The sequence below is a fragment of the Moritella sp. 24 genome (genome assembly GCF_018219155.1).
Classification (GTDB): Bacteria; Pseudomonadota; Gammaproteobacteria; order Enterobacterales; family Moritellaceae; genus Moritella.
The window spans coordinates 149,660-175,411 of record NZ_CP056123.1 but is presented as its reverse complement, the minus strand read 5'-3'; the positions used below and the strand labels follow the sequence as shown (position 1 = coordinate 175,411).

Sequence of the window (25,752 nt, the reverse complement as noted above, 5' to 3'; positions counted from 1 at the left end):
CTTGAAAAAAATACATAAAGTAGGTAGTTTAAATTTAATATAAACTTTAAGCAAACTGGTACTTCGAACATGACAGTAAAAGTAATTTATCCAGGCACATTTGATCCAATCACAAATGGTCATACAGATTTAATTGAACGCGCAGCAAAATTATTTGATCACGTTATTGTTGGCGTGGCATTTAACGCAACAAAAAAACCCTTCTTCAGCCTTGAAGAGCGAGTACAACTCGCAAAAGAGGTGACGGCACATTTGGATAATGTCGAAGTGGTTGGGTTTAGCGGCTTATTGGTTGATTTCGCGAAGGAATATGATGCATCAGTGCTCGTTCGTGGCTTACGTGCTGTATCTGATTTTGAGTACGAATTTCAACTAGCAAATATGAATCGTCGATTAAGCCCAGATCTCGAAAGCGTATTTCTAACCCCATCAGAAGAGAACTCATTTATCTCTTCTACGCTGGTTAAAGAAGTCGCAATTCACAACGGTGACGTTGCTCAGTTTGTTGCCCCTATTGTATGCCAGGCTATTTTAGCTAAAATCGCAGAAAAATAACCTACCACATACATCAAGATCGAGTTAGCGTTGACATTGATTACAATAAATCGTGTTGCGCTGACCAATCTTAACCGCTTGTAATTCTTCACCACATTTGGGACATGGCTTTCCACCTTTTCCGTACACCTGTAATTCCTGCACAAAATAACCCGGCTTACCATCTGTCTGTGTAAAATCTTTCAGCGTCGTTCCACCTTGCTCAATTGCTTTCGCTAATACCGCTTTCACTTCTTCCACGAGTATTTTGTATCGCTGTAAAGACACATTACCCGCAGCACGTTTTGGGCTTATCCCTGCAGAAAACAATGCCTCATTGGCATAAATATTCCCAACACCAACCACATTATGGTTATCCATCAGAAATGATTTCACAGGCATTTTTCGTGAACGAGAACGATCAAACAAACGCTTTGCCGTAAAATCATCCGTTAATGGTTCTGGTCCTAAGCTGGCCAGTAACTTATGCTCAAGCACATTACCGGACTCCCACAATACCGAACCAAAGCGCCTAGGATCGTTTAAGCGAAGACATTTACCCGAATCCAACACTATGTCTACATGATCATGCTTTTCAACGGCTACGCTTGAATCAAGTACTCTTAAGCTACCAGACATACCAAGATGAATGATAATCGTGCCCTTTTCAGTTTCTAATAGTAAATATTTAGCACGGCGACGCACGCTAATGACTGTACAACCTAAAGCGTCCTGTAGAGACATAGGCACAGGCCAGCGCAACTGCGCATTACGAACGATTATCTTGGTGATCTTCGCATTCTCAAGATAAGGCGCGATGCCTTGACGGCTGACTTCAACTTCGGGTAATTCAGGCATGCTTAAATCCAGTAGAAATATAAATTAATTGAAAATAAATAAGAATCGTCGACAGACAACTAGCGAACAAACTATCGAGGTAGTAATACCTGCAGTTCTGACTCATCGATTTGCAACAATTGATCCTGCCAATTCTGCAACAGGTAACCATTTTCAATTTGGTATAAAATCAATGTGATAGGTTCAGCTAGGTTAGCTAATTCAAAAGAAATATTAATGCCATAAGCTAAGTTAGCAATCACAATATCGCGAGGTACAGGTTTAAAGGTCGCGCTTTCCCACGCTTTAATAATTTGCTTCAACTGAGGCTGTGATAGCCCCAACTCTGGTACAGAGGCAAGTTGGCTACCGACTCGCTGAATTTGAATATTATCAAACAGCATTGATAGCACGACTGCATTAGCAGGTAATGCAGATTGGTATTGGCTAGCGGAATCATCACCCTCTAACTTTTTACCTGAATATTGAAACACCAGCATCATTGCCAGCACTGCAAATATCAATACATTATTCCAACCTCGTCGCGATAACTGCACGCTATAACCCTTCTAATTTAGTCATTGATTTAACAATAAGTATATGCAAATTACGTGAAAACGCCGAATTGGGCAAGTGTCGTGGAGAAGAATTTTAGGCAAAAAAAAACCCAGCAAAGCTGAGTTTTCAATATTTGAACATAAAATCAAGAATTACTTGATTTTACCTTCTTTGTACATAACGTGCTTACGAACAACTGGATCAAATTTTTTGATTTCCATTTTTTCAGGCATGTTTTTTTTGTTTTTGTCTGTGGTATAGAAGTGACCTGTACCAGCAGATGAATTCAAACGAATTTTATCGCGCATAATATAGTTCCTTAAACCTTCTCACCACGGGCACGCATTTCAGCTAAAACTGAATCAATACCCTTTTTATCGATAATACGCATACCTTTACAAGTAAGACGTAATTTAACAAAGCGGTTTTCGCTCTCAACCCAAAAACGGTGTGAATGTAGGTTTGGCAAAAAACGGCGACGTGTGCGGTTTTTTGCGTGAGAAACGTTATTACCAACAGCTGGTTTTTTACCAGTGACTTGGCATACTTTAGACATGTCGTCTTCTCCAAATATTTTTCTTGCTCGAGCAAATATACAGCGTCTTGTTGGCCGTCGCCCAAGACGCGTGCTAAAGGCCGCATTTTATACAGTAAATAGAAACATAGAGCAAGCTTTTTATATTTTAAAGATGGATTGAAATAGCAATTTCACACCCACCCTCGCTCTGCAAAGCTTGCTATATCACTGTCGCCTATAACAAAATGATCGAGTACTTTAACATCAATTAATTGTAAGGCTGAGATAAGTTTATCTGTGATCATACGATCTGCACGGCTGGGTTCAGCAATGCCAGAGGGATGATTATGGGCAAAAATTACTGCCGCAGCATTTCTTTCTAACGCTTTTTTAACCACCACTCTCGGATAAACACTAGCACTGTCTATTGTGCCATAAAACAACTCCTCAAAGCGAATAACTCGGTGCTTATTGTCTAAAAATAATACCGCGAATACTTCATGAGGCTGATCACGTAATTTTGCTCGGATATAATCTCGACTTTCTTGGGGGTTAGTTAACGCATTACTACGTTCTAATTTCTCGGCTAAAAAACGTCGAGACATTTCGACAGTGGCTTGCAATTGCACGTATTTCGCCACTCCTAATCCTTTCGTTTGGCAAAACTCATTTTCACTTGCGGCAAGCAAGGACCTTAACGTGCCGAATTCAGTTAAAATATGTCGAGCTAGCATGACAACATTCGTCCCCTTAATTCCCGTTCGTAGAAAAATAGCCAATAACTCAGCATCTGATAATGATTGCGGGCCGAATTTAACCAGTTTTTCTCGCGGCATTTCATCTGTTGGTAATGCTTTCAATTTCATCTCATTCACACCATTTAACATAACATCTTGTTAGCTTAGTAATGCGGTGAATAAAAGAACACGATAATGATAAAACAGTGACTGAGTTCAAAAATCTGAATTTGATAATTTCGTGTATAAAATTAATAACAAACCTTAGCATCTGATAATTTAATTATGGTATTGTTATTGCGTTATTAGAATATCCTTTCAGATTTTAACGTGGAATACACAATGACTGCTATTGCCAACAAACGAATTTTGCTCGGTATCACAGGCGGCATAGCCGCTTACAAATGTGCGGAATTAACCCGTCGATTAACGGAACAGGGCGCAGAAGTTCGCGTCGTGATGACCCAGTCAGCACAAGAGTTTATTACCCCGCTTACCATGCAAGCAGTCTCTGGATTTCACGTTGCACACAGTTTATTAGATCCTGCAGCCGAAGCTGGTATGGGTCATATAGAACTCGCTAAGTGGGCCGATTTAGTCTTAATCGCACCTGCAACAGCCAACTTTATTGCCAAGTTCACCGCTGGGATTGCAGATGATTTACTATCAACATTATGTTTAGCAACACCATCACCAATTGCCATTGCTCCCGCAATGAATCAAGTCATGTATCAAGCCCAAGCAACGCAAGCTAACTTAGCAACACTTAAGCAACGTGATATTACGCTTTGGGGCCCAGCTGCAGGTGTACAAGCGTGTGGCGATGTTGGACTAGGTCGAATGGTCAATCCAGATGAACTTGTGGCGGCTGTTGTTGATTACTTTAGTGAGAAAACACAACCGCAATTGTTAGCGGGAAAAAATATCATGATCACAGCTGGACCAACTCGTGAAGCGATTGATCCAGTTCGTTACATCAGTAATCACAGCTCAGGTAAGATGGGTTACGCCCTTGCCCAAGCTGCGCGCTCATTAGGCGCAAATGTCACTGTTGTCAGCGGCCCTGTTGCATTATCAGCACCTGAACAATGCCACCTCGTAAAAGTGGTCAGCGCGCTTGATATGCATGATGCTGTTATGTCTGATATTAATAAACAAGACATTTTCATTGCCTGTGCAGCTGTTGCAGATTACCGCCCAGAAACGATTGCAGAACAAAAAATCAAAAAGACCAATAGTGATGAAATGGTCGTTCACATGATCAAAAACCCCGATATTGTTGCCAGTGTAGCTGCGCTCGAAAATTCTCCTTTTACTGTCGGTTTTGCTGCAGAAACACAAGATGTTGAGCATTATGCGCGCGACAAAATGCAACGTAAAAATCTTGCTATGATCGCCGCAAATGACGTGGCACAATCCGGCCAAGGCTTTAACGCAGAAGATAATGCTTTAACCGTATTTTGGCCACAGGGTACAGCCCAAATTGCATTAGCTAGTAAGCAAGATGTTGCAACACAACTACTGCAATTAATTGCGACTCAGTTCAACGCAAATACATAACCATAAGTAAAAATTATATTCGACATTTTACCTTGTCTTGCGCTAACGCAATGCACGGTTAAGTCATCCATTGATATAGTCAGCGAAATAAATAATGAAGCAAATAGAAGTTAAAATTTTAAATCCACTGGTAGGCACTCAATTCCCTTTACCAAGTTATGCAACACCCGGTTCTGCTGGTTTAGATCTGCGCGCTTGCCTTGAACAACCATTGACGGTTAATCCAGGTGAAACGCATTTGATTCCAACCGGTATCGCTATTCACATTGCAGATCCAACAATGGCAGCAACCATTTTACCGCGCTCAGGCCTAGGTCATAAACACGGTATTGTATTGGGTAATTTAGTGGGTTTAATTGATTCTGATTATCAAGGAGAGTTAATGATCTCATGTTGGAACCGAGGTCAAGATAGCTTCAGTATTCAACCGGGTGATCGTATCGCTCAAATGATGATAGTGCCAGTAATTCAAGCACAATTAACCATCGTTGAAGAGTTTGATAGTAGTGAACGTGGCGAAGGTGGCTTTGGCCATTCGGGTAAGCAATAACGGTTAACACCATTCTAGGATGAAAAAGATGTCAACAAGTACTAAAAAGAATCGTCGAGAACAAATTTTACAAGCGTTAGCACATATGTTGGAAACCAGTCCTGGTCAGCGTATTACTACCGCGAAACTTGCCAAGGAAGTCGGTGTTTCTGAAGCTGCGCTCTATCGCCACTTCCCAAGTAAAGCACGTATGTTTGAAGGGCTAATTACCTTTATCGAGGATTCAATCTTAGCGGGTATTAATCAAATCTTAAATGAAGAGAAAGATACCATAACCCGTTGTCATCACATCCTGCATTTATTGCTCGTATTTACCGAGCGTAACCCAGGTATCACTCGAATTATGACGGGCGATGCACTGCAAGGTGAACACGAACGTTTAGGTGAGCAAATCAGCGCGCTATACGCAAAAATTGAAACGCACTTAAAACAGTTACTACGTGAAAAGAAAATGCGTGACGGTATTGGCTTTACCTTAGATGAAGGTATGTTAGCAAACTTATTGCTGGCGTATGCAGAAGGCCGTATTAATCAATATGTACGTACTCGTTTTGCATTAAAACCAACAGCAGATTTTGATCAACAGTGGGCATTTTTAAATAAGCAGCTACTGCAGAGCTAGCAATAGCAAAGCTAATAATTGTAAAGTTAATCGCTTGCTTACTCACAACAAAATATAAAAACAAAAAAAGGCTACCTCGGTAGCCTTTTTATTATTCAATTTAGAACGAGACTCGCGCTAATTGTTAAGCCTATAAATTAGATACCGTAATTTTCACGGTATGTTTTTACAGTCTCAAGGTGCTGTTGCATTTCTGGCTTATCCGCTAAGAAAGTTACAAGATCACCTAACGTCACGATTGATAATACGTTACAGCCATAATCACGTTCAATTTCTTGGATTGCAGACAATTCGCCCTTGCCTTTTTCTTGGCGGTCTAGCGCGATTAAAACACCAGAAAGTTCAGCGTTGTGTGCTTGAATGATATCCATTGATTCACGGATTGCAGTACCCGCAGTGATCACGTCATCAACTAATACGATACGACCTTCAAGTGCAGAACCCACTAATGAACCACCTTCACCGTGGTCTTTTTTCTCTTTGCGGTTAAAGCAGTAAGGTGCATCAATATCATGATGATCGTTCAGTGCAACAACTGTCGTAGTCGCGATTGGGATACCTTTGTAGGCAGGACCAAATACCACATCGTATTCGATACCAGAATCAACTAAAGCAGCCGCATAAAAACGACCAAGACGTGATAAATCACGACCTGTGTTAAACAGACCTGCGTTGAAGAAATAAGGGCTAGTACGACCAGACTTTAGTGTGAATTCACCAAATTTAAGCACTTCTTTTTCTAAAGCAAACTCAATAAACTCGCGTTGGTAATCTTTCATCGTTTTCCCCTATTATGATTAATTAGATAGTATAGGCTAAAAGCCACTTCACCTAAAAAGCCTAATAATATGGGGCATATTATTAGGCAATTAATATTGTTAGTGCTTGGCGACTAACGATAAGCGCCGCTATTCTAACAAGCTTTACGCTTTAATCAAGCTATCACCGAGTGCTTTCTTTTGTTCAACAATGATCATTTCGATGCCATCTTTCGCTAATGCCAGCATGTCTAACATCTCTTCATGACTAAACGGAACACCTTCAGCTGTCCCTTGAATTTCGATGAACTTACCAGTTTCAGTCATCACCACGTTCATGTCTGTTTCAGCGTCTGAATCTTCTGCGTAATCTAAATCGCAAACAGCTTCACCTTTATAGATACCAACAGATACAGCAGCGATCATAAATTTGATTGGGCTAATTTTTAATTTACCTTGGCGGATCAGAAATTCAACCGCATCAGCCAATGCCACACAAGCACCTGTAATAGCAGCGGTACGCGTGCCACCATCAGCTTGAATTACATCACAATCAATTAAAATTGTGTGTTCGCCTAATGATTCAAGATCGATACAAGCACGTAGTGAGCGCGCGATCAAACGTTGAATTTCCATTGTACGTCCAGTTTGTCCACCACGCGCGGATTCACGATGCATACGCTTATGCGTAGAGCGCGGTAACATGCCATATTCAGCGGTTACCCAACCTTGGCCTTTACCTTTTAAGAAGCGTGGAACCCCTCTTTCTACAGTCGCAGTACACAATACTTTCGTACCTCCGAATTCAACTAATACAGAACCTTCTGCATTAGCGGTGAAGTTACGGGTAATTGTTACAGGTCGAACTTGACCTAGTGTTCTTTGACTTGGACGCATTATTTTAACTCTTCAATGATGATTGCCCAATATTATATGAGCTAAGCTAAACTATCGCTATAGCAAGTTGTAATAACCTACAGGTATAATTGGCTTAATTTACTTTAATTAACGGATTCAACATGATTCATAGTATGACGGCATATGCCCGTAAAGAGTTTAAAGGCGATTGGGGTACAGCAGTATGGGAGATCCGTTCGGTTAACCAGCGTTACCTTGAAACTTACATCCGATTACCAGAACAATTTCGCGGTTTAGAAGCAGTATTACGTGAACGTTTCCGTAAAAAATTACAACGCGGTAAAGTAGAATGTAACCTGCGTTTTGAAGCCAATGCTGCCAACCGCGGTGAATTACAGTTAAACGAAGTGTTAGCTGAAAAATTAATTGAAAGCGCAAACTGGGTATCTAAAAAAGCCGGTAAAGCGAAATTAAACCCAGTTGATATTCTACGCTGGCCTGGTGTTATGGAAGCGGCAGAAAAAGACATGGGTGAGTTATCAACTGACTTATTAAGCTTCTTTGATGAAACCCTCACTGAATTTTTAGAGTCTCGCGCATCTGAAGGTGAAAAACTGCAAGCGATGTTAGAACAACGCTTAACAGGTATCTCTGAACAAGCTGATTTCGTGCAAAGCAAAATGCCAGAAATCATCGGATGGCAACGTGAGCGCATTCAAAAGAAATTTACCGATGCGAAAATCGAATTAGACGAAACTCGCGTAGAGCAAGAACTGATCTTAATGGCACAGAAATTAGATGTGGCAGAAGAAATTGATCGTTTAAATGCGCACGTAACTGAAACACGTAGCATTTTAACTAAAGGTGGTGCTTGTGGCCGTCGTCTTGATTTCATGATGCAAGAATTCAATCGTGAATCAAATACCCTAGGTTCAAAATCGATTAGCACAGACATCACCAAGTCTGCAGTAGAACTTAAAGTATTGATTGAACAAATGCGTGAGCAGTTACAAAACATTGAGTAATTTTTTAAATCATTATCACTAAGAAAAAACACTGAAAAGCCTCGTGATAACGGGGTTTTTTTCTTCCTAGCATCATGTATATTTAATAATGTAAGTAAGGAAGTTGGAATATATCCGATGGTATAGAAGACTCGATCTTTCCCTCGCATTTAAACACGTAGCCAAGCAAAATCACCATAAATCATCCATACTACCTCTAGGTTCCTTTTAAATTTGTAGACTGGTATCCACCTCCAATGTCTACAAAGGAGGTCAACATGGGTCATGCGTATGATTATACTAAACAGCAGTTTAGCAATCCTGCGGGTACCGAAGGCTTCGAGTTTGTCGAATTCTCCTCTCCCGATCCAAAGCAACTCACAGCACTTTTTAAACAATTGGGTTTCCATCCTTTTGCCCAACATCAAACACGTCCTTTAACTTGGTTTAAACAAGGTAAAATTCACTTTTTGGTTAGTACTGAAGGTCGTGGTTTTGCGTCAAAATTCTCTAAACAACATGGTCCTTCCGCCTGTGCGATGGGTTTTAAAGTCACTGATGCTGAAAAAGCCTATCAACATGCATTAAGCCGAGAAGCTCAACCTTGTAAGCGTAAAATTCTAGAGTTCGGTGTGCCAGCAATCTACGGTATTGGCGAAAGTCTGCTTTATTTGGTCGACGATGATGTGAGAAAACGACTTTATCAGGAACAATTTGAGTTAACAGGCGAAACGGAAGACCCGTCTAAATCAGCAGGACTCACTTATATCGACCACCTCACACATAATGTGCATTGTGGCCATATGGATCCGTGGGCTGAATTCTATGAGCGTATTTTTAACTTTCGTGAGATACGTTATTTTGATATCAAAGGTGCGATGACCGGGTTACGTAGCCGAGCGATGACCAGTCCTTGCGGTAATCTGCGCATCCCCATTAATGAAAGCAGCGATAATAAATCACAAATAGAAGAGTTCTTACAGGAATACCACGGCGAAGGGATCCAGCATATTGCTTTAGGCACAGATAATATTTATCAAACTGTCTCGGCGTTAAGAGCTAACGGTATCGAGTTTATGGATATACCCGACACTTATTACGACATGATCTCAGCGCGCTTACCCGGTCATCATGAAGCAATTGAACAACTAAGAAAAAATCGCATCCTCATTGATGGTCATATGGAATCAGGTAAATTAGTTCTACTGCTGCAAATTTTCACTAAAACAGTCATCGGCCCTATCTTCTTCGAAATTATCCAACGTAAAGGAGATGAAGGGTTTGGCGAAGGTAATTTCCAAGCCTTGTTCGAATCCATTGAAAGAGACCAACTCGCACGTGGTGTACTTTCGTCGAAAGATAAATAAAAACAGTGCTCCAGAGGAAAAGATATGATCCGTAGAATCAGTTTCCCACTACGTAAAGGCACGTATTCTCGGCAGGCGCATGCCGATCTACCCGAACAAGGTGTGTTTGAGCGAGAAGTCAGTCGCGAAGGTTTCTACGGGCCTGCCACACAACTACATCATAAACACCCTCCCACAGGATGGAGTGATTGGTCAGGCGAACTACGACCAAGAGCCTATAATTTATTAAAACTGCCTTACACACAATTATCGCCGTGGGATGCTCCGCTATTGTTAAGTAATGCCCATTGCCAAATACGTTTCTGGCAGTGCAACGAAAACATGCAAACCTTGGTCAGAAATGCCGATGGTGATGACCTCATTTTCATTCACCAAGGACATGGCGATTTGTTTTGTGACTACGGACATTTGAGTGTAAAAAAAGGTGACTACCTGCTTCTTCCACGTTCCTGTTTATGGCGATTAGAGCCGACTATCCCGATGACATTACTCATGATCGAAGCTACCAATGATTATTATGGTTTACCGGATAAAGCCGTGGTGGGACAACATGCTATATTCGATCAAACCGTATTAGATACCCCCGAAATAAACGATATTTATCTACAGCAACAAGATGAAAAACCGTGGCAAGTAGTGATTAAACGCAGCAATAAACAATCTATTATCACCTATCCATTTAACCCCCTTGATGTCGTGGGTTGGCATGGCGATGTCTCAGTAGTCCGGCTTAATTGGCAAGATATCCGCCCTTTAATGAGTCACCGAGTACACCTCCCCCCCTCTGCACACACAACGTTTGTGACTCGACGTTTTGTAGTTTGTACCTTCGTGCCAAGGCCGATAGAAAGCGATCCTGGTGCACTTAAAGTTCCTTTTTATCATAGCAATGATGATTTTGATGAAGTTATCTTTTATCACCTTGGCGAGTTCTTTAGTCGTGATAATATTGAACCCGGTATGCTGACCTTTCATCCTTGTGGGTTTACACACGGTCCTCATCCCAAAGCCTATCGTGCCAGTTGTAATTCAGTAAAAAAAGAAATCGATGAAGTAGCGGTGATGATTGATACTCGAGATGGATTAAATATTGGTACATTGATGCAAGGCGTTGAATGGGACGGCTATGTCGACAGCTGGAAAGCGAAATGAAACTAGCAACATTACGAGATGGCACAAGAGATGGCAGCCTACATCTCGTCAGTAAAAACTTACAATCTGCATATTGTGTGGCATCGATAGCCCCAACATTACAGTATGCCGTAGAGCATTGGGCCACCGTCGAACCCCAGCTAAAAAAATGCTATAACCTATTAAATAGTGGTGCGCTAAGCAACATTATTGCATTTACCAATTGCCAACTGGAGTCTCCGTTACCTCGAACATACCAATGGGCAGACGGTAGTGCTTACGTTAATCATATCGAGTTAGTACGTAAGGCAAGAGGCGCAGAAATGCCTAACTCATTTTGGTCTGAACCATTAATGTATCAAGGCGGCGGAGATAGCTTTTTAGGTCCCAACGATAATATCCCCCTACGAGACTCGACTTGGGGATTAGATTTTGAGGCCGAAGTTGCGGTGATCACCAACGATATAGACATGAACATAAAAATATCTGCCGCTAGTGAATCTATTTTATTAATCACATTGGTTAATGATGTATCGCTGCGAAATTTAATCCCCGCAGAATTAGCAAAAGGCTTTGGTTTTTTTCACAGTAAACCCTCGACCGCATTTTCTCCTGTTGCAGTGACTCCCGATGAACTCGGTGATGCTTGGGATGGTGCTAAGTTGCACCTCCCTTTATACAGTTATCTCAATGGCCAGTTATTTGGAAAGCCCAATGCGGGAACCGACATGACATTTGATTTCACCCAATTGATAACCCACGCAGCGAAAACCAGAATATTAACCGCAGGAACAATTATTGGCTCAGGAACAGTCTCTAATTGCGATCGCTCAGTTGGTTCATCCTGCATTGCCGAACAAAGAATGTTAGAAAAAATAGCGAAAGGCACGATCACCACGCCTTTTTTACAAGTGGGTGATCGGGTCAAAATTGAAATGTTAGATCATGAAGGAAAATCTATTTTCGGCGCTATCGAGCAATCGGTGATATGCCATATCTAAGTGCCAATCCAAGCCAAGAAAATCATATTAATAAATACGTTTTCTTTCTTCATCAAGGCCTTGCCAAAACGCATAAACGCCATCAAGCATTTCGTTACCACTCTGAATAAAGTGCGCTTCATCCACCTCATTATTAAAATAATAAGCCTCAAGCTCTTCTTGAGTATGATTGGCGTGATTAGCTTCGAGCTTTGCATGCCAAGTAAAAAAGGTCAGTGGTAGCCCTTTCAAATCCCGTGTTTGACGATAATTGTTAAAGCCCGCGACCAGTTCATCCCAGAACCCTGCTGCAGCCCAGTTCTCAACCGCATAAGAGGCTGCTGTTGATGTTGCATAACTTGCCGAACCATAAAGTCGTACTAACTCATCACAAAAGAATAAAGTCTTGGCAGAGCCAAACTGACGGCGACCTATTTGATTAAAAGCGATACCAAAATAATCCGCTAACTGACTTAATAGTTCAAAATGTGCCGCTTTAAAATGAAAAGACCCGCCATCAATACTGCCTTCGATATCACCAAAGTCACGTTCATCTTGTGTTAATTGAGAATCTCGATTTCTCTTCGGATTTTTATAAACGACACCAATTTCATTCGCTAAAATTTCTTTCGACGCACGCATCTCTTCAATCGATTCTGCATTAAGCATTTTCTCTAATTGCGCGACAAGAAATTGATTTGAAAAAACGGAGAATTGCACGATTAACTGTTTAATTTGAGCATCATTCAGTGACGATTCGCTAAACCACTTAGTGTAAGGGTTTGCAGTAATCACTTTATGATTCAGTAATTCGTTATTGATGCGGGCTTGAAAGGCTATAAAAGCCTGTGCTTTATCTAAGTCAAAGTGTCCAGATTGAATCTCTTCAACCGTGTGATAAGTGAGTTTTTCCAATCCATTATTTTTACGATAGGTTTCAACGGCAGAATTATCTCTCATACTAACCCTCCTCCCGAATGTGTAACGCTAAGCTGTTAATTTCATCTTGCGCATATATACACCTCAGGAACGATAAAATGGTGATCGTATTTATACCCTAGTTGCTAATAGTTTAGTTGCTAATCTCTCTTGTGTCAGTTTGAGGTAGTTCGCTTCTTATAACAGAAAGCATCATTATTTCCGTCATCTATACGAAAAACTATCGCTGCATATATAGATAAAAGAATAACGAATCTACGCCTTAGCTTCATTTGAAATAAGCGCTATTTATATTTGAAGTGACCACTTATTTATTATATTACTATTTATCAGAGTTACCCCTTACAGGACGATAATCGCTTCGTAATCGGTATCGAACAAGGCCAACATATAGAGGTACGTTATGAAAGTAGTTGTGGAATTTATGGAAACAGGTCGATACAAAGATAGAGCTTGGGAACCGTCGTTCCACACAGGAAAAGGTAGCTTACGCTCAATCTCACCTTCTTATGCCGCGCAATTAATAAAACAATGTAAAGCCAAACTTCACATTAATGAAGACGGTTCAGCAGCGCTTGAACATTAAATAAAATTCTACAATTTAAACATTTAGACATGTGTGGGGCTAAGCTGTATATACAACTTAGCCTCTTTTATTACGTTGCTATTTTCAATCGGCAAGCGCGGCGAAGATGACGCACACGACGTGTCGCAGCTACATCACGAGGTGCCGAGCTGCACAGTGGACGTCCATCTGCATTCAAACCGATGTCTTTTAGCAGGTAAGTATTACCCAGTGGGATTTCATTTTTTGCACGACGGACTTTTGCTAACCACACGCGCTCTTCACGACGAATATCGGCACGAACAAATAAAACCGCAAGGTGTAAATAGATTGAATGACGCATAATAATTCTCCAGTGTATAAATTTAAGTATTAAAAAATATACTGGGAAAAATGGCGTGAAACATTTCGGATTTTCAAGAGATCTAAATGAAGTAATCTCCCTATCAAGCTGCCATTTTTCCGCAGCCTTTAAGGGTACGGATTAGTTAGTTATTGGTTGCCGGTTTTCGATCGGAACAGGTCATAAAGGCGTAGTGCAAGGCCATCATGGGACTCGTATGATCAAAGGATACACAGACGAATTGAACAAGATTTAAATTTTTCATATGTACCTCCAGTTAACTAATTAATCCAAAAATTAAATGTGATCTAAATGTTAAATCACATAAAGGAGTCTAAGCTAAATAAGCTATTCCGCAACCGTAAATTACCACTTAAGAGTAAAACAACTTTTTATTCTAACAATGCGTTTAATTATGTATTTTGACAAAATATCCAACTAGCTAACGTCAATTACATATTCTGCAGTCAACATACCAATTCAAAGCATAACCCTTTCAAAATTAGAGCTTAAACACTAATAGATCTCATCGTACCACTTTCTTGAATCATAAGGCTCCTATATTGAAACAAGGAAAACCATAACATTTATTATGAATACAACCCGCCTTATATAATTCTAAAAAGAACTAAATTTGCAATCTAATATAGAAAATATCTTGCTTGATAGCAGTACTTTAAACCGCATAATACGGCCAGAAATAATATTTAATGTCATCAATAACACATATTTCAGGCATTAATAGTATTTAATCCACTTGGTAATGAGGTTGAAAAAGTAATGACTAAAAAAATGGTGTTAACAACACTTGCAATAAGCTGTGCACTAGCGACGACATCTCACTCTGTATCAGCGGCAGGTTTTCAAATTTCAGAACACTCAGCTTCTGGATTAGGACGCGCCTTTGCAGGTGAAGCAGCCATTGCCGATAACGCCGCTACATTAGCGCGTAATCCAGCCTCATTAAGCATGTTAGAAGGTACTCAAGTATCAAACGGTATTACTTATATCGATCCAAATGTACAAGTTGAGTTTAGTAAAGGCCAGTTTGTCGATGCAGTTGAAGACTCAGCAGCACCCTATGCTCTAGTGCCAAGTGCATTTATGAGTCACCAACTAAATGACAAATTTACAATTGGTTTTGGTTCGTATGCTGATTTTGGTTTAGCGTCTGATTATAGCGATGAAGTAAACGAAGAATTTGGTGCTATCGCAGGTGATACTGCGATCACAGTAGTTAACTTAAATACAAGTTTGGCCTATCAAATTAATGAACACTTCGCTATTGGCGCTAGTGGTAGCATCTTATTGGCTAAGGCGGAGCTTAACCGTTATTCCAACATGGCAAAATTAGTCAGCGACAGTAACGTACTAGCAAGTATGGAAGGTCAAGGTATCGGCTTTGGTTATAAAGTCGGTGGCTTATACAAACTAAATGAAAACCATCGTTGGGGTATTGCTTATACAGGCGCATCCGATATCGATATGGAAGGTGAATTTACTGGTGTTCAAGCAAACACAGATAATGGCCTACTAGATTATGTCGAAGGTATTGACGGTGAATTAACCCTAAACCTACCTTCTATTTTAGAAATTTCAGGTTACCACCAACTAACCGATCAGTTTGCGATGCATTACAGCTGGGTACGCACAGGTTGGAGTTCGTTTGAAGAAATCTTAGCTACCTCTGTTAATGGTGAATGCAGCACCAAAGGTCAAGATGATAATGTTTGCTTACAAAAAACTGAAGATTGGAAAGACTCAAACCGTTACGCAGTTGGTGCAACTTATCAAGTAAATGATAACTGGGCGGTACGCTCTGGTGTTGCTTATGATGAGACCCCTACCGATGAACACCTAACAGCAAGTATCCCTGATTCAAATCGTATCTGGTATTCAGCAGGTATGTCTTATTACACAGGTCAACACGCCTTTGATCTTGGTGTCACTTACCTTGTAGGTGAAGACGGTACAGTTTCTGAAGAAGAAGGTCAGTACTTCAAAGTAACTAAAAGTACAGCCATGCTTTACGCGGTTCAATACTCTTATACTTTCGAATAATACTTTGCTCTGCTAGTCGAGCAGAGTATTAACAGAGATAATAAAAATGAAACTTAATTTAATTTCTAAAGCACTACTGGTTGCCCTATCTGCAACAAGTTTAGTTGCATGTAATTCAGATAGTAGTAATGATAATACAGGCCAGCAACCCGTAGCAGATCTGCAATTTTCATTTGGTTTAGAAAATACGAAAGAGATTGCTAATAATAATAATATTCCTATGCCAAATGATCTGTATTTTATTGGTGAAGATGGTTCAACCAGAAACAGTAATATTATTATTTTTGGCTGTGGTAGTGCTGAAAGTGGCCCTAATAATGATGGTAATGAAGATCCAGAAAATATTGAGAATGCCACTAAGTGTTCTTTAGAAGATTTAGATGGTTGGTCAACAACAGCACCATTTACTCTACCGATGTCTGGTGATGTAGACCAATTAGATATTTCTACATTTGCAAAAAGCATCCATATTTTTGAAAAACGTTCTGTGCCTATTCCTGGATATAGCGAACTGAAATATGACGAAGACTTTACAGTTCGAGTTACTAAATTTAATCATTTACAAATATTACCATTAAAACCATTATCTCCTAACACTCAGCATATTCTAGCTATAACAAAAGATTTAGCGTCTACATCTGGTGATATAGTCAAACCAGCAGATAGTTTTAATATATTATTGCAAGATGACACACCAGAAAGCCCTTACAAAGAAGCAGTAAACTCTTTATTTACTAAATTAGATAATGAAAAAATCACAACCAAAACCGTGTTGTATATTGCAGGTATTAAAACCCAAAGCATTGGCGAAATATTAACAAACTTAGCCCAAAACCCTGATGCTGACGTAGCTGGAATTAAATCTAGTGATATTCCAGAGGAGCACTTAGTTGGCGCTGGTTTACCTCCGGCAGTTTTAGATGGTATCGTAGGCGGTATTGTCGGCGGCATTATAGGCGTACCAGATGTAGATCCTAACTTCTGTGAAAGTAGTATCGGCGATGGTCTCTTTGTGGAGTGTGTGCGAAAACTACAAGCAGCGGTGACTCTGCCTTATTACCTGGATGATTCAACAGCCATTACATCGGCAAACTGTAAGGCAGATACAAATAATCAAGATAATGCTAAATTTTGGTTCAACATAGACGGTATCAATGTTGCAAACAATGAGAGCTATTTTGAAAGCTACCGTTATACAAATACCGCTGAAGGTTGTCCCTCGCTACACAGTTCATGGACATTAACAAGCGGCCGTACGCCTAAACCAGATAATCAAGGTGTTACACAAGAACTAGCAGTACAAGTCGTATTACCAAATCCAGATCGCACTCCAATGCCAACAAATGGTTGGCCTGTCGTGATCTTCTCACACGGTATTACAGCTGCAAAAGAGTTTGGTAATGGTGGTATGTTATTACTTGATAACTTCGTCCAGGCTGAATTAGCTAATCAAGGTTATGCAGTACTTGCGATAGATCACCCGCTACATAATTCTCGCGCTGTAGATTTAAATGATGATGGCATTTATGACATTAACGTTAGCCAGTCGTTACGAGGATTATTCCCAGGGCACGATGAAGCCGATGTGAAAAATTTCTTGAAAGCAGACTCACTATTAACATCACGTGATAATTTACGCCAAAGTATCGCGGACTTAATTAACTTACGAGCATCTATAACCAATGGATTCACATTAACAAATCCAGCAATACCATCTTTTGATCAACTAGATAACGACAATGTGTATGTAATGGGACACTCTATGGGTTCAATTGCAGCAGCGTCTTTCAGTGGTATCGTTGAGAAAACACCGACAGAAATTAAAGGTGCTATTTTAGCAAACCCAGGTGCTGGTATCGCCGGTATTCTAATGAATTCAGTGTGGTTAGGTTACAGTGAAGTACCTCCCGCGATTAAAGCTCTGCCTGAATTTCGTTTACGAATGGCAAAAGAGCTTGGGTTGGCTACTGATGATTCAGATGAAACGCTAGCAGCTGTTCGTGCATACGCAGAGCAAAATCCTTCAGAGTACAAGCAAACATCAGATAAAATTTCACCAGAATATTTCAGTGAATTCCAGTATCTAATGCAAGCTGTTGTCGATACTGTAGACCCATTAAACTACACAGAAGCATTACAAGATAAACCAATTTTATCTTTAACAGTAGCTGGTAGTGTTTCAGAACAACCAGCTCTAAAAGATATTCAAGGAGGCTTCCTAACGACCGCCGATCAAACAGTGCCAATTAAAGTGGAGCTAGATGGTCAAACAACGTATGAAGTTTGTAATAAAATGTCTGCAGGTGCAGTAGCAAGCCAAGATATGGGCTGCTTTAACGGTTCAAGTGCGAAACCTTACTACTCACTTGATAATACTGAGTTTCCACTCTCTGGAGCGGAGCCACTAGAAACACAGCTTGGCTTACGTAATGTATTGAACAGTACAGACCGTTCTTACACTCGCTTCCTAACTGGTACACATAATATTGGTGCTGGTACGCTTACAGGTTCAGAAACAGAAGGTAATGCTGATTACGCTTCTGTGGATAGCGCAGCAACAGAGTTAACAATTCAAGCGGCATCGTTTGTTGAATACTCACTAGGTAGTGATGGTGAATATGTACAAGGTTCTAACCGCGTAGCACCTGAAAATCTAACTATTATTGAAATTGAAAAACAATAATTAGAGATCAGATAGCAAAGCCCAAGTCATCATGACTTGGGCTTTTTATTTTCATTCCATCGCCCCTTCAACATTTTGGCAAATCATATCTCTTACCCACTTATGCCCCGGTTCATCATTATTACGTTTGTGCCACAGCAATACATAAACTAATGAAGAAAAATTGATCGGTAACGTTAACTCAACGAGATCATATAATTTCTGCGCATGTGGGACAAAGCTAGACGGTAAAGTAAAAACTAAATCACTGTGTGCACAAACACTCGCAGCCCCATAAAAGTCCGGTAATGTGGCACAGATATGACGATGTTGACCTGATTCTGCTAACTGATAATCCAATAACCACCAATCATTACCTTCGCAACGCACCTGTACATGCGACATATTTAAGTAAGCTTCAACATCCCAATTCCCAGCATGAATACTCGCTAACATCGGATGTCCACTACGGACAAGGCATACTTGGTTGTCAGTAAATAAACGTTGATGAGCAATACCATCGGGTAAATTATTCAGACGGAAATCAGCCGTAGGATGCAGTTCTCTTGCGGTGATACCGAAATCAATTTGCCCTTGCTGCAAGCCGAGCAAGGATTTTTCATCCCAGCCATAAATGCTTAAATTAAGCTTAGGTGCTTGTGACAAAATAGGGCCGATATAATAAGGCAGCAATGTTTCATACGCACTTTCAAGCATCGCAAACGAGAACTGTCGATAACTTTTTTCGGGAATAAAACTCGGTGGTAAGCTGATCTGATACAGGCCCTGCAGTATGGTTGGCAGTTGCGCTTTTAACTGCAACGCATGCGCAGTTGGTTTGAGTCCGTGTGCTGTACGTAAAAATAATGGGTCATCTAAGGTATCACGTAATCGGGTGAGACTCTTACTGAGTGCAGACTGGCTGAGGTGCAAGCGATTTGCAGCACGAGTGACGCTTTCTTCTTCAAGCAAGATCTGCAAGATAACTAATAGGTTTAAATCTATTTTGGCAAGATTATCTAAATTCACAAGATATTCCTCAATGGAAATTCAATACTGAAATTATACCACTTCCATTCATATCATGCTTTACGTAAACTGCCCCGCATTAAACTAGCCTTTATTCGAGAATAACAATGCGCCGAAATATATTACCTATTTTGATGGCAATGGTGGTGCTCAGCCCCCTCGCTATCGATATTTATCTTCCTTCAATGCCTGCAATGGCTGCAGAATTTCAGGTCTCATCAAGTGACGTACAATCAACATTAGTATTGTTCTTATTTGCTATGGGTGTTGGCCAGATATTAATAGGACCACTAGCAGACCGATTTGGTCGCCGTCCAGTCGCTATTGGCGGTGTTATGCTGTATTGCTTAAGCAGTATTCTTGCTGCTGGTGCAATTGAATTTCACTGGTTACAAATAGCCAGAGTACTACAAGGTATCGCAGCATGCGCAACATCTATCGTAGTATTTAGTGCGGTACGCGATAGCTTTGACTCTAAAAAAGGCGCGCATTATTACAGTTATTTAAATGGCGTCATCTGTGTTATTCCAGCGCTTGCACCAACTTTAGGCGGTCTATTAGCCCTGCAGTTTGGCTGGCGTTCGACTTTTATTTTTATGACGTTATACGGATTAATCATATTAGCGCTAATCATCAATAAACTACCAGAAACACGCCCAGAAAATACAGATACATCGGGGTCGCTATACCACTGGTCACGCTTCAAGCCCGTATTATACGATGCACATTTCATGTTTTACGCTATCGCTTGTATGGTAGGTATGGCATCAATTCTAGCCTATGTGTCGTATGCACCAGACTGGTTAATCAGCCATTTAGGCATCGCAGAATTAGAATTTAGTGGCTTGTTTGGCCTTAATGCCATCGTCAATATTGCCGCTTGTTTTGCTGCACCAACAGTAATTAAACGCTTTGGTAATCGCCCTACAGTTATCATTGCCTTTACCGCATTACTATCATCCGCAGCACTGCAATTAGCGGTACAACAATGGGGTCCAACAGCAGGAATGGCAGCAGCCTTTGCCTTCATGCTACCAATGATGCTGTTATGTGTTGGCTTTGCATTATTACTGGGTCCAGCAACAAGTATGGCACTCGCTGCATTTGGTGAACGCGCTGGCACAGCCGCAGCAATGTTAGGCTGTATTCAAATGAGTGGCGCCGCACTGCTTGTTGGTTTAATACAACAAACGAACTTAACAGCCCCTTACGCGGTTATCATATTAATGGGTGGTTTATCTGCAATATTATTAGCAATGATGCTAATGCCACGTCTTAATCATTGGCACCAAGAACAAGTTTCACATTAAATGACGCAATGAACGGGTTCGACTACACTCAATGAACCCGTTCATCACTAAGGTCATCATAATGCAGAATGAAAAACACCCGATCACGCATGAATTTCCCGAACACGCTATCGACATCGCTAAATTAAAAAGTGATGATCCAGAATTTGCCGATCTTGCCAAAGAATACCACAAACTCGATCACCATATTTACGTCCTTGAAGCCAGTAATATTCCAACCACAGACAGCCATTTTGTCGAATTAAAAAACCGTCGATTAACCTTAAAAGATCAACTTTATCAAAAACTAATTAATGGTGATTTTTAATTTATCCACTTCCATTTAGCCATAAAAGCCTTACACTGAAGTCTATAACACTAGGTATTAAAGGAATGCGTAATGACGGAAGAAAACAGTCAAGATAAGCATCAACAGAAGATGCAAAAAATCCAAGAAACAGTCACCAAACGCGTGAATAAAGCCACTGAAGAACGTGGTATTCTGATCGTAATGACAGGTAACGGTAAAGGTAAAACCTGTGCTGGTTTTGGTAATGTGATTCGCTGTATTGGCCATGGTTTTAACGCAGGTGTTGTACAGTTTATTAAAGGGACATGGGAAGCTGGAGAAGTAAAATTTATCCAACAAGTGCGCCCCGACATGCCTTATCACGCAATGAAAACAGGTTTTACTTGGGACACACAAGATAAAGCCGCTGATATTGCAGCAGCAGAACAAGCATGGGAACATGCTAAAGCGATGCTCGCTAATCCCGATCTAAAAATGGTGTTATTAGATGAACTGACTTATATGCTCAGTTACCAATACTTAGATCTGGAAGAGGTATTAAGCGCTATTCGTCATCGTCCTGTCGATCAAACCGTGATTGTCACAGGCCGAAGTGCACACAAAGATTTAGTCGCAATCGCAGACACCGTAAGTGAAGTGAGAGAAGAAAAACACGCATTTCGCTCAGGCATTAAAGCTCAAATAGGAATTGACTGGTAATGGATGAACTATCACTACATGAAACCCGCGTATTAGGTGCGTTAATTGAAAAAGAACACACCACACCCGACAATTACCCGCTATCACTAAATTCGTTAACATCAGCCTGCAATCAAAAAAGCAGTCGAGAGCCCGTACTCTCACTTAGCCAAGACGAAGTACAAAACATTGTTGATGATCTAGTGAAGAAGCACTTGGTTATCAATGATGAAAACGGCGGTAAGCGCAGTGCTAAAATTCGTCATCGTTTTGGTAATACTGAGTTCAGTAAACTACGTTTTACCCCACAACAATTAGCTATATTAACATTGCTATTTTTACGTGGCCCACAAACACCCGGTGAATTACGAACTCGCTCAGCACGTCAATGTCAGTTTAATGATGTCCACGAAGTTGAAACGGCATTAGATCAGCTACTCAACCATGAGCAGGGGCCATTTATCGTTAAACTTGCACGTGAGCCGGGGCAAAGTGCTTGCCGTTATGCCCACTTATTTAGCGGTGAGGTAACCTCAACAGCAGGAACAGGAGCTGAAGAAAAGAGTGCAGCACAAACGATAAATCAGCGTTCCGATGAAAATGACGCATTATCGAGTCGAGTAAATGAACTTGAACAGGAAGTCGCTACGCTTAAAGCCCAGCTAGCTGAATTGCAAGAAACCGTTAGCGCATTAATCGACTAACACTATAAGCATTGAATGATGACAATAGGGAACCGCTAACTATCGGTTCCCTATTTCACTCATATAAGAAAGTAATATCCGTGTTTTACAAACTAACTTATCGCGAGTTCTTTCGCTAAATAGTCCACTAACATACGTACTTTCGGCGACAGATGGCGATTTTGCGGGTATAAAGCCCACACAGCATCATCCGGCTCTCGATAGTTAGGTAACACTTCAATAAGCTGGCCCTGATTAATATATTCCTGCACATAATAATCGGGAAGTTGCACAATACCGACACCTTTCAATGCCGCATCTACTAATACTGGACCACTGTTACAACTAAAATTACCCTTCACACGAATATTACGCGCCTTGCCTTTTTCTTGAAAGCGCCAATAATCCAACGTGCCAGATAAACAGTTATGACGATCTAGTTCTGACAAGGTATGTGGCGCACCAAACGCACTTAAATATTCAGGTGCTGCACACACATATTGTTTACGGGTAGCCAGTCGCTTACCAATCATTGATGAATCACCTAACTGTCCTAAGCGGATCGCTAAATCGAATCCTTCATCAATTAAATCAATTTGTTGGTTTGATAATACTAACTGTACTTCGAGTTCAGGATATTGCGTCACAAAGTCATTGACTAAGGGTGCAACACTTCTTTCACCATAAGTAATAGGGGCTGTTATTTTCAGCTTACCTTTAGGTGTACTTTGCAAATTACTGATCGCACGTTCGGCATCCGCTAAACCATCCATCACCTGACGGCAATGCTGATAATAAATACCCCCAACCTCAGTTACCGATACTTTACGTGTTGTACGATAAAACAATTTTGCCGATAACCGTTCTTCAAGGGCAGAAATCTGTCGACTCACTTGTGCTGTAGAGATGCCTAAGCGTTTTGCCGCTGCGGTAAAACTTTCTGTTTCTGCAACAGCAACAAACTCACTGACGCCGGACCAATCACTCATCAATACACTCTCTTATTCTACAGTTAGGTAACAATTATAAGTTATTCCGTACAATAAACCTAAATTATTACTAACCAGTAAAAGTGATTTGCTTATCAGGCTAATTATCATCATCGAATAACTCCAATATAATCGCCCCTCATTTTAGCCTAAGCCTCCTAACGAGAAATATGATGTTATCAACTATCAAGCGTTCATTGCCGTTGCAATTACTCACCGCCGCTATCTTAGCTTGGGTTTTTGCCACCATCATACCTGCAGTCGCCAATATTACAGAACCAGTGACAGAACAAACTTGGTATCAATTAATCTTGTTAGGAAAGACCACGTATATCGGCTTACTCAAAATGGTCATCGGATTCGTGGTAATGCTGTCGTTAATGCAAGGCATTACCAATATTGGTTCAACATTAAAATTAAAAACACTGGGTGTAAGCACGCTAATTTTTTATAGCCTAACATCCATTATTGCAATCAGCTTAGGACTGGGTGCTGCGTTATTAATGCCAGAATGGCAACCACTTGTGGAGCCAGTGACGGTCAGTGATAACATCAAACTTATCGAACAAGGTGCAGTAACCGGTTCAACCATCACGACAAAACTACTTGCGATGGCATTAGTTAATCCTTTCTCAGCATTAGTAAACGGTAACCTATTAGCGATTGTATTATTTTCGCTGTTATTTTCAGTGTCGTTATTACTCTCATTACCTCAAAAACACGTGGTATTTGATGTTATCGCGGGCTTGAATACAGGCATGAATAAATTAGTTCAGGGCATTATTCGTCTCGCACCCATTGCTGTATTTGCGATCGTGTTTGAGTTTACAGTCACAGGCAACACAGGGTTATTTGGTCAATTAGCATTATTCGCCCTACTGGTCTTTGTACTCACGCTTATCCACGGTGTCATTGTATTACCCACCTTAGCCAAGATTTTTACTGGCATTAAATTCAGCACCTTATTTAAAGCGATATCCGCACCGCTAGCAATGGCATTTGCAACATCGTCAAGCTCTGCAACACTGCCCCTTTCAATGCAAGCCGCAGAAAAAGATCTCGGTGTATCGCAAAGCACCAGTAGTTTTGTGCTGCCCCTTGGCGCAGTGATGAACATGGACGGTACCGCTTTATTTGAAGGTGTTGCTGCTATCTTCCTTGCACAATTATTTGGTATAGATTTAAGTACTACTGGCATCATTATGATTTTCATTATGGCGATGGTTTCATCTGTCGGCGCACCAGGTATGCCATCAGGCTCGATGTCTGGTATGCAGTTAGTGATGTTAGCGGCTGGTATTCCATTAGAAGGGATCGCAATCTTACTTATTATCGAACGTCCACTCGACACATTCCGTACCGCAGTGAACGTCGAAGGTGACCTTATTGCAGCACTGGTTGTTGATAAATGGCAGCAGAATAAAGGTTAAACAGAATTGAAGACGCTGAAGGAACTATTTCTTCAGCGCGTCATGATTTATAGGACTTAACAAACACGGATGATTTAATAATTGAGGTTACAATGAATATAGAAATCACTCCAAATTTGTCTCACGATGCATATCAAATTGACACAGCCAAGCAAAATAATTCAGCCATTTTAAAAACAGTACAAAACATAATGATAACGACGTTATTGTGCTTAGTCGTTATTGCAGTACAAAGACTCGATTATTTCTGGTTAGAAAATTCACTGGGTGAAGAGTCCGTTACTGAATTATTGCAGGCCGTATTATTATTATTTTCAGTTGTCTGTTTTTATCAGCTAAAACATCTTAATGTCCTACCAAAAGCAGCAATGTTGGTCGGTGGTTTTTTTAGTGTTTTATTTATTAGAGAACTTGATGGCTATTTTGATCTCATTTTCCATGGCTTTTGGGTTTACCCTGCTTTAACCGTCGCTTTTGGAGCTATCGTATACGCAGCACAAGGTGGTCAATTACACACACAAATGTCGACATTATTAGAGAATAAGTACATGCAGACACTGATTACGTTTATTGTTCTATTGTTCGTATTTTCAAGACTTTATGGTATGGGTGATTTCTGGGAAGGCGTGATGGGGAATCAATACGTTCGTGATGTAAAAAATATTTCAGAAGAAACAATGGAATTACTTTTTTATACTTTCATTGCCTTTTACGCACATAAAACCAAAACCTCTCTAACTCAAAAACAGGCGTAAACATAA

The 25,752-nt window shown here is 40.6% G+C and carries 28 protein-coding genes; 17 read left to right on the top strand and 11 right to left on the bottom strand.

The window, feature by feature from the left end; all coding sequences use genetic code 11:
* The first annotated feature begins 69 nt into the window (after window positions 1–69).
* Entirely contained in the window at window positions 70–555 is a 486-nt protein-coding gene (gene coaD, locus HWV00_RS00820; protein WP_211684287.1) for a pantetheine-phosphate adenylyltransferase, read from the top strand.
* A 24-nt stretch (window positions 556–579) separates the two neighbouring features.
* On the opposite strand, the gene mutM is transcribed toward coaD, so the two are convergent.
* The 5 genes from mutM to radC all read right to left on the bottom strand — a co-directional run bounded on the left by mutM (window position 580) and on the right by radC (window position 3,312).
* Window positions 580–1,392: a bifunctional DNA-formamidopyrimidine glycosylase/DNA-(apurinic or apyrimidinic site) lyase gene (gene mutM, locus HWV00_RS00815; RefSeq protein WP_211684286.1), complete on the bottom strand. Its 813-nt coding sequence runs from the start codon at window positions 1,390–1,392 to the stop codon at window positions 580–582.
* Window positions 1,393–1,463: 71 nt separating this feature from the next.
* Window positions 1,464–1,928: a hypothetical protein gene (locus tag HWV00_RS00810; protein WP_211684285.1), complete on the bottom strand. Its 465-nt coding sequence runs from the start codon at window positions 1,926–1,928 to the stop codon at window positions 1,464–1,466.
* Between the two features lie 153 nt (window positions 1,929–2,081).
* Entirely contained in the window at window positions 2,082–2,237 is a 156-nt protein-coding gene (rpmG, locus tag HWV00_RS00805) for a 50S ribosomal protein L33 (protein ID WP_211684096.1), read from the bottom strand.
* Window positions 2,238–2,248: 11 nt separating this feature from the next.
* Window positions 2,249–2,485 (bottom strand): 50S ribosomal protein L28, encoded by a 237-nt coding sequence (gene rpmB, locus HWV00_RS00800; protein ID WP_019441194.1) that lies wholly within the window; start codon window positions 2,483–2,485, stop codon window positions 2,249–2,251.
* A gap of 152 nt (window positions 2,486–2,637) precedes the next feature.
* Window positions 2,638–3,312 carry a DNA repair protein RadC gene (gene radC, locus HWV00_RS00795; RefSeq protein ID WP_211684284.1) on the bottom strand — a complete coding sequence of 225 codons (675 nt, stop codon included), beginning with the start codon at window positions 3,310–3,312 and terminating at the stop codon, window positions 2,638–2,640.
* A gap of 213 nt (window positions 3,313–3,525) precedes the next feature.
* Between radC and coaBC the strand changes: the two genes are divergently transcribed.
* From coaBC to slmA, 3 genes are all read left to right on the top strand, one after another.
* Entirely contained in the window at window positions 3,526–4,743 is a 1,218-nt protein-coding gene (coaBC, locus tag HWV00_RS00790; RefSeq protein ID WP_211684283.1) for a bifunctional phosphopantothenoylcysteine decarboxylase/phosphopantothenate--cysteine ligase CoaBC, read from the top strand.
* Window positions 4,744–4,834: 91 nt separating this feature from the next.
* A complete protein-coding gene (gene dut / locus HWV00_RS00785) occupies window positions 4,835–5,293 on the top strand; it encodes a dUTP diphosphatase (protein ID WP_211686257.1) in 459 nt (152 codons plus the stop codon).
* Between the two features lie 28 nt (window positions 5,294–5,321).
* On the top strand, window positions 5,322–5,915 hold the full coding sequence (gene slmA / locus HWV00_RS00780) for a nucleoid occlusion factor SlmA (protein ID WP_211684282.1): 594 nt from the start codon (window positions 5,322–5,324) through the stop codon (window positions 5,913–5,915).
* Window positions 5,916–6,052: 137 nt separating this feature from the next.
* Here the strand turns inward: slmA and pyrE are convergent, their stop codons facing one another.
* Entirely contained in the window at window positions 6,053–6,694 is a 642-nt protein-coding gene (pyrE, locus tag HWV00_RS00775) for an orotate phosphoribosyltransferase (protein WP_211684281.1), read from the bottom strand.
* A gap of 144 nt (window positions 6,695–6,838) precedes the next feature.
* The gene (gene rph / locus HWV00_RS00770; RefSeq protein ID WP_211684280.1) at window positions 6,839–7,570 is read right to left on the bottom strand and encodes a ribonuclease PH; all 732 of its coding nucleotides are present in this window, start codon (window positions 7,568–7,570) and stop codon (window positions 6,839–6,841) included.
* Between the two features lie 122 nt (window positions 7,571–7,692).
* On the opposite strand from rph, the gene HWV00_RS00765 reads away from it, so the two are divergent.
* The 4 genes from HWV00_RS00765 (at window position 7,693) to HWV00_RS00750 (ending at window position 12,034) form a co-directional block, all read left to right on the top strand.
* Entirely contained in the window at window positions 7,693–8,556 is an 864-nt protein-coding gene (locus HWV00_RS00765; protein WP_211684279.1) for a YicC/YloC family endoribonuclease, read from the top strand.
* A gap of 257 nt (window positions 8,557–8,813) precedes the next feature.
* Entirely contained in the window at window positions 8,814–9,902 is a 1,089-nt protein-coding gene (gene hppD / locus HWV00_RS00760; protein WP_211684278.1) for a 4-hydroxyphenylpyruvate dioxygenase, read from the top strand.
* 24 nt (window positions 9,903–9,926) lie between these two features.
* Entirely contained in the window at window positions 9,927–11,054 is a 1,128-nt protein-coding gene (locus tag HWV00_RS00755) for a homogentisate 1,2-dioxygenase (RefSeq protein WP_211684277.1), read from the top strand.
* Window positions 11,051–12,034: a fumarylacetoacetate hydrolase family protein gene (locus HWV00_RS00750; protein ID WP_211684276.1), complete on the top strand. Its 984-nt coding sequence runs from the start codon at window positions 11,051–11,053 to the stop codon at window positions 12,032–12,034. The genes HWV00_RS00755 and HWV00_RS00750 overlap by 4 nt, the downstream gene beginning before the upstream one ends.
* Window positions 12,035–12,061: 27 nt before the next feature.
* On the opposite strand, the gene HWV00_RS00745 is transcribed toward HWV00_RS00750, so the two are convergent.
* Window positions 12,062–12,973 (bottom strand): hypothetical protein, encoded by a 912-nt coding sequence (locus tag HWV00_RS00745; RefSeq protein ID WP_211684275.1) that lies wholly within the window; start codon window positions 12,971–12,973, stop codon window positions 12,062–12,064.
* Between the two features lie 382 nt (window positions 12,974–13,355).
* On the opposite strand from HWV00_RS00745, the gene HWV00_RS00740 reads away from it, so the two are divergent.
* Window positions 13,356–13,538 (top strand): hypothetical protein, encoded by a 183-nt coding sequence (locus tag HWV00_RS00740; protein WP_211684274.1) that lies wholly within the window; start codon window positions 13,356–13,358, stop codon window positions 13,536–13,538.
* Window positions 13,539–13,608: 70 nt separating this feature from the next.
* Here the strand turns inward: HWV00_RS00740 and HWV00_RS00735 are convergent, their stop codons facing one another.
* Window positions 13,609–13,860 carry a DUF1127 domain-containing protein gene (locus tag HWV00_RS00735; protein ID WP_211684273.1) on the bottom strand — a complete coding sequence of 84 codons (252 nt, stop codon included), beginning with the start codon at window positions 13,858–13,860 and terminating at the stop codon, window positions 13,609–13,611.
* Between the two features lie 780 nt (window positions 13,861–14,640).
* Between HWV00_RS00735 and HWV00_RS00730 the strand changes: the two genes are divergently transcribed.
* Window positions 14,641–15,921, top strand: coding sequence for an OmpP1/FadL family transporter (locus HWV00_RS00730; protein WP_211684272.1), 1,281 nt, complete (start codon window positions 14,641–14,643; stop codon window positions 15,919–15,921).
* A gap of 46 nt (window positions 15,922–15,967) precedes the next feature.
* Window positions 15,968–18,604: a hypothetical protein gene (locus tag HWV00_RS00725; protein ID WP_211684271.1), complete on the top strand. Its 2,637-nt coding sequence runs from the start codon at window positions 15,968–15,970 to the stop codon at window positions 18,602–18,604.
* Between the two features lie 51 nt (window positions 18,605–18,655).
* Here the strand turns inward: HWV00_RS00725 and HWV00_RS00720 are convergent, their stop codons facing one another.
* Window positions 18,656–19,612, bottom strand: coding sequence for a LysR substrate-binding domain-containing protein (locus HWV00_RS00720; protein WP_211684270.1), 957 nt, complete (start codon window positions 19,610–19,612; stop codon window positions 18,656–18,658).
* A gap of 107 nt (window positions 19,613–19,719) precedes the next feature.
* On the opposite strand from HWV00_RS00720, the gene HWV00_RS00715 reads away from it, so the two are divergent.
* The 4 genes from HWV00_RS00715 to HWV00_RS00700 all read left to right on the top strand — a co-directional run bounded on the left by HWV00_RS00715 (window position 19,720) and on the right by HWV00_RS00700 (window position 22,593).
* Entirely contained in the window at window positions 19,720–20,922 is a 1,203-nt protein-coding gene (locus HWV00_RS00715; protein WP_211684269.1) for a multidrug effflux MFS transporter, read from the top strand.
* Window positions 20,923–20,983: 61 nt separating this feature from the next.
* Window positions 20,984–21,229, top strand: coding sequence for a YdcH family protein (locus HWV00_RS00710; RefSeq protein WP_211684268.1), 246 nt, complete (start codon window positions 20,984–20,986; stop codon window positions 21,227–21,229).
* Window positions 21,230–21,301: 72 nt separating this feature from the next.
* Complete coding sequence (gene cobO / locus HWV00_RS00705) at window positions 21,302–21,910, top strand: cob(I)yrinic acid a,c-diamide adenosyltransferase (protein WP_211684267.1); 609 nt, start codon at window positions 21,302–21,304, stop codon at window positions 21,908–21,910.
* Window positions 21,910–22,593: a YceH family protein gene (locus tag HWV00_RS00700; protein WP_211684266.1), complete on the top strand. Its 684-nt coding sequence runs from the start codon at window positions 21,910–21,912 to the stop codon at window positions 22,591–22,593. Before cobO ends, HWV00_RS00700 begins: the two co-directional genes overlap by 1 nt.
* Before the next feature lie 92 nt (window positions 22,594–22,685).
* Here the strand turns inward: HWV00_RS00700 and HWV00_RS00695 are convergent, their stop codons facing one another.
* Window positions 22,686–23,561, bottom strand: a complete 876-nt coding sequence (locus tag HWV00_RS00695) for a LysR substrate-binding domain-containing protein (protein ID WP_211684265.1) — start codon at window positions 23,559–23,561, stop codon at window positions 22,686–22,688.
* Window positions 23,562–23,734: 173 nt separating this feature from the next.
* Between HWV00_RS00695 and HWV00_RS00690 the strand changes: the two genes are divergently transcribed.
* Together HWV00_RS00690 and HWV00_RS00685 are read left to right on the top strand one after the other, a co-directional pair.
* Window positions 23,735–24,991 carry a dicarboxylate/amino acid:cation symporter gene (locus HWV00_RS00690; protein ID WP_211686255.1) on the top strand — a complete coding sequence of 419 codons (1,257 nt, stop codon included), beginning with the start codon at window positions 23,735–23,737 and terminating at the stop codon, window positions 24,989–24,991.
* Between the two features lie 92 nt (window positions 24,992–25,083).
* Window positions 25,084–25,746: a hypothetical protein gene (locus HWV00_RS00685; RefSeq protein WP_211684264.1), complete on the top strand. Its 663-nt coding sequence runs from the start codon at window positions 25,084–25,086 to the stop codon at window positions 25,744–25,746.
* Window positions 25,747–25,752 lie beyond the last annotated feature (6 nt).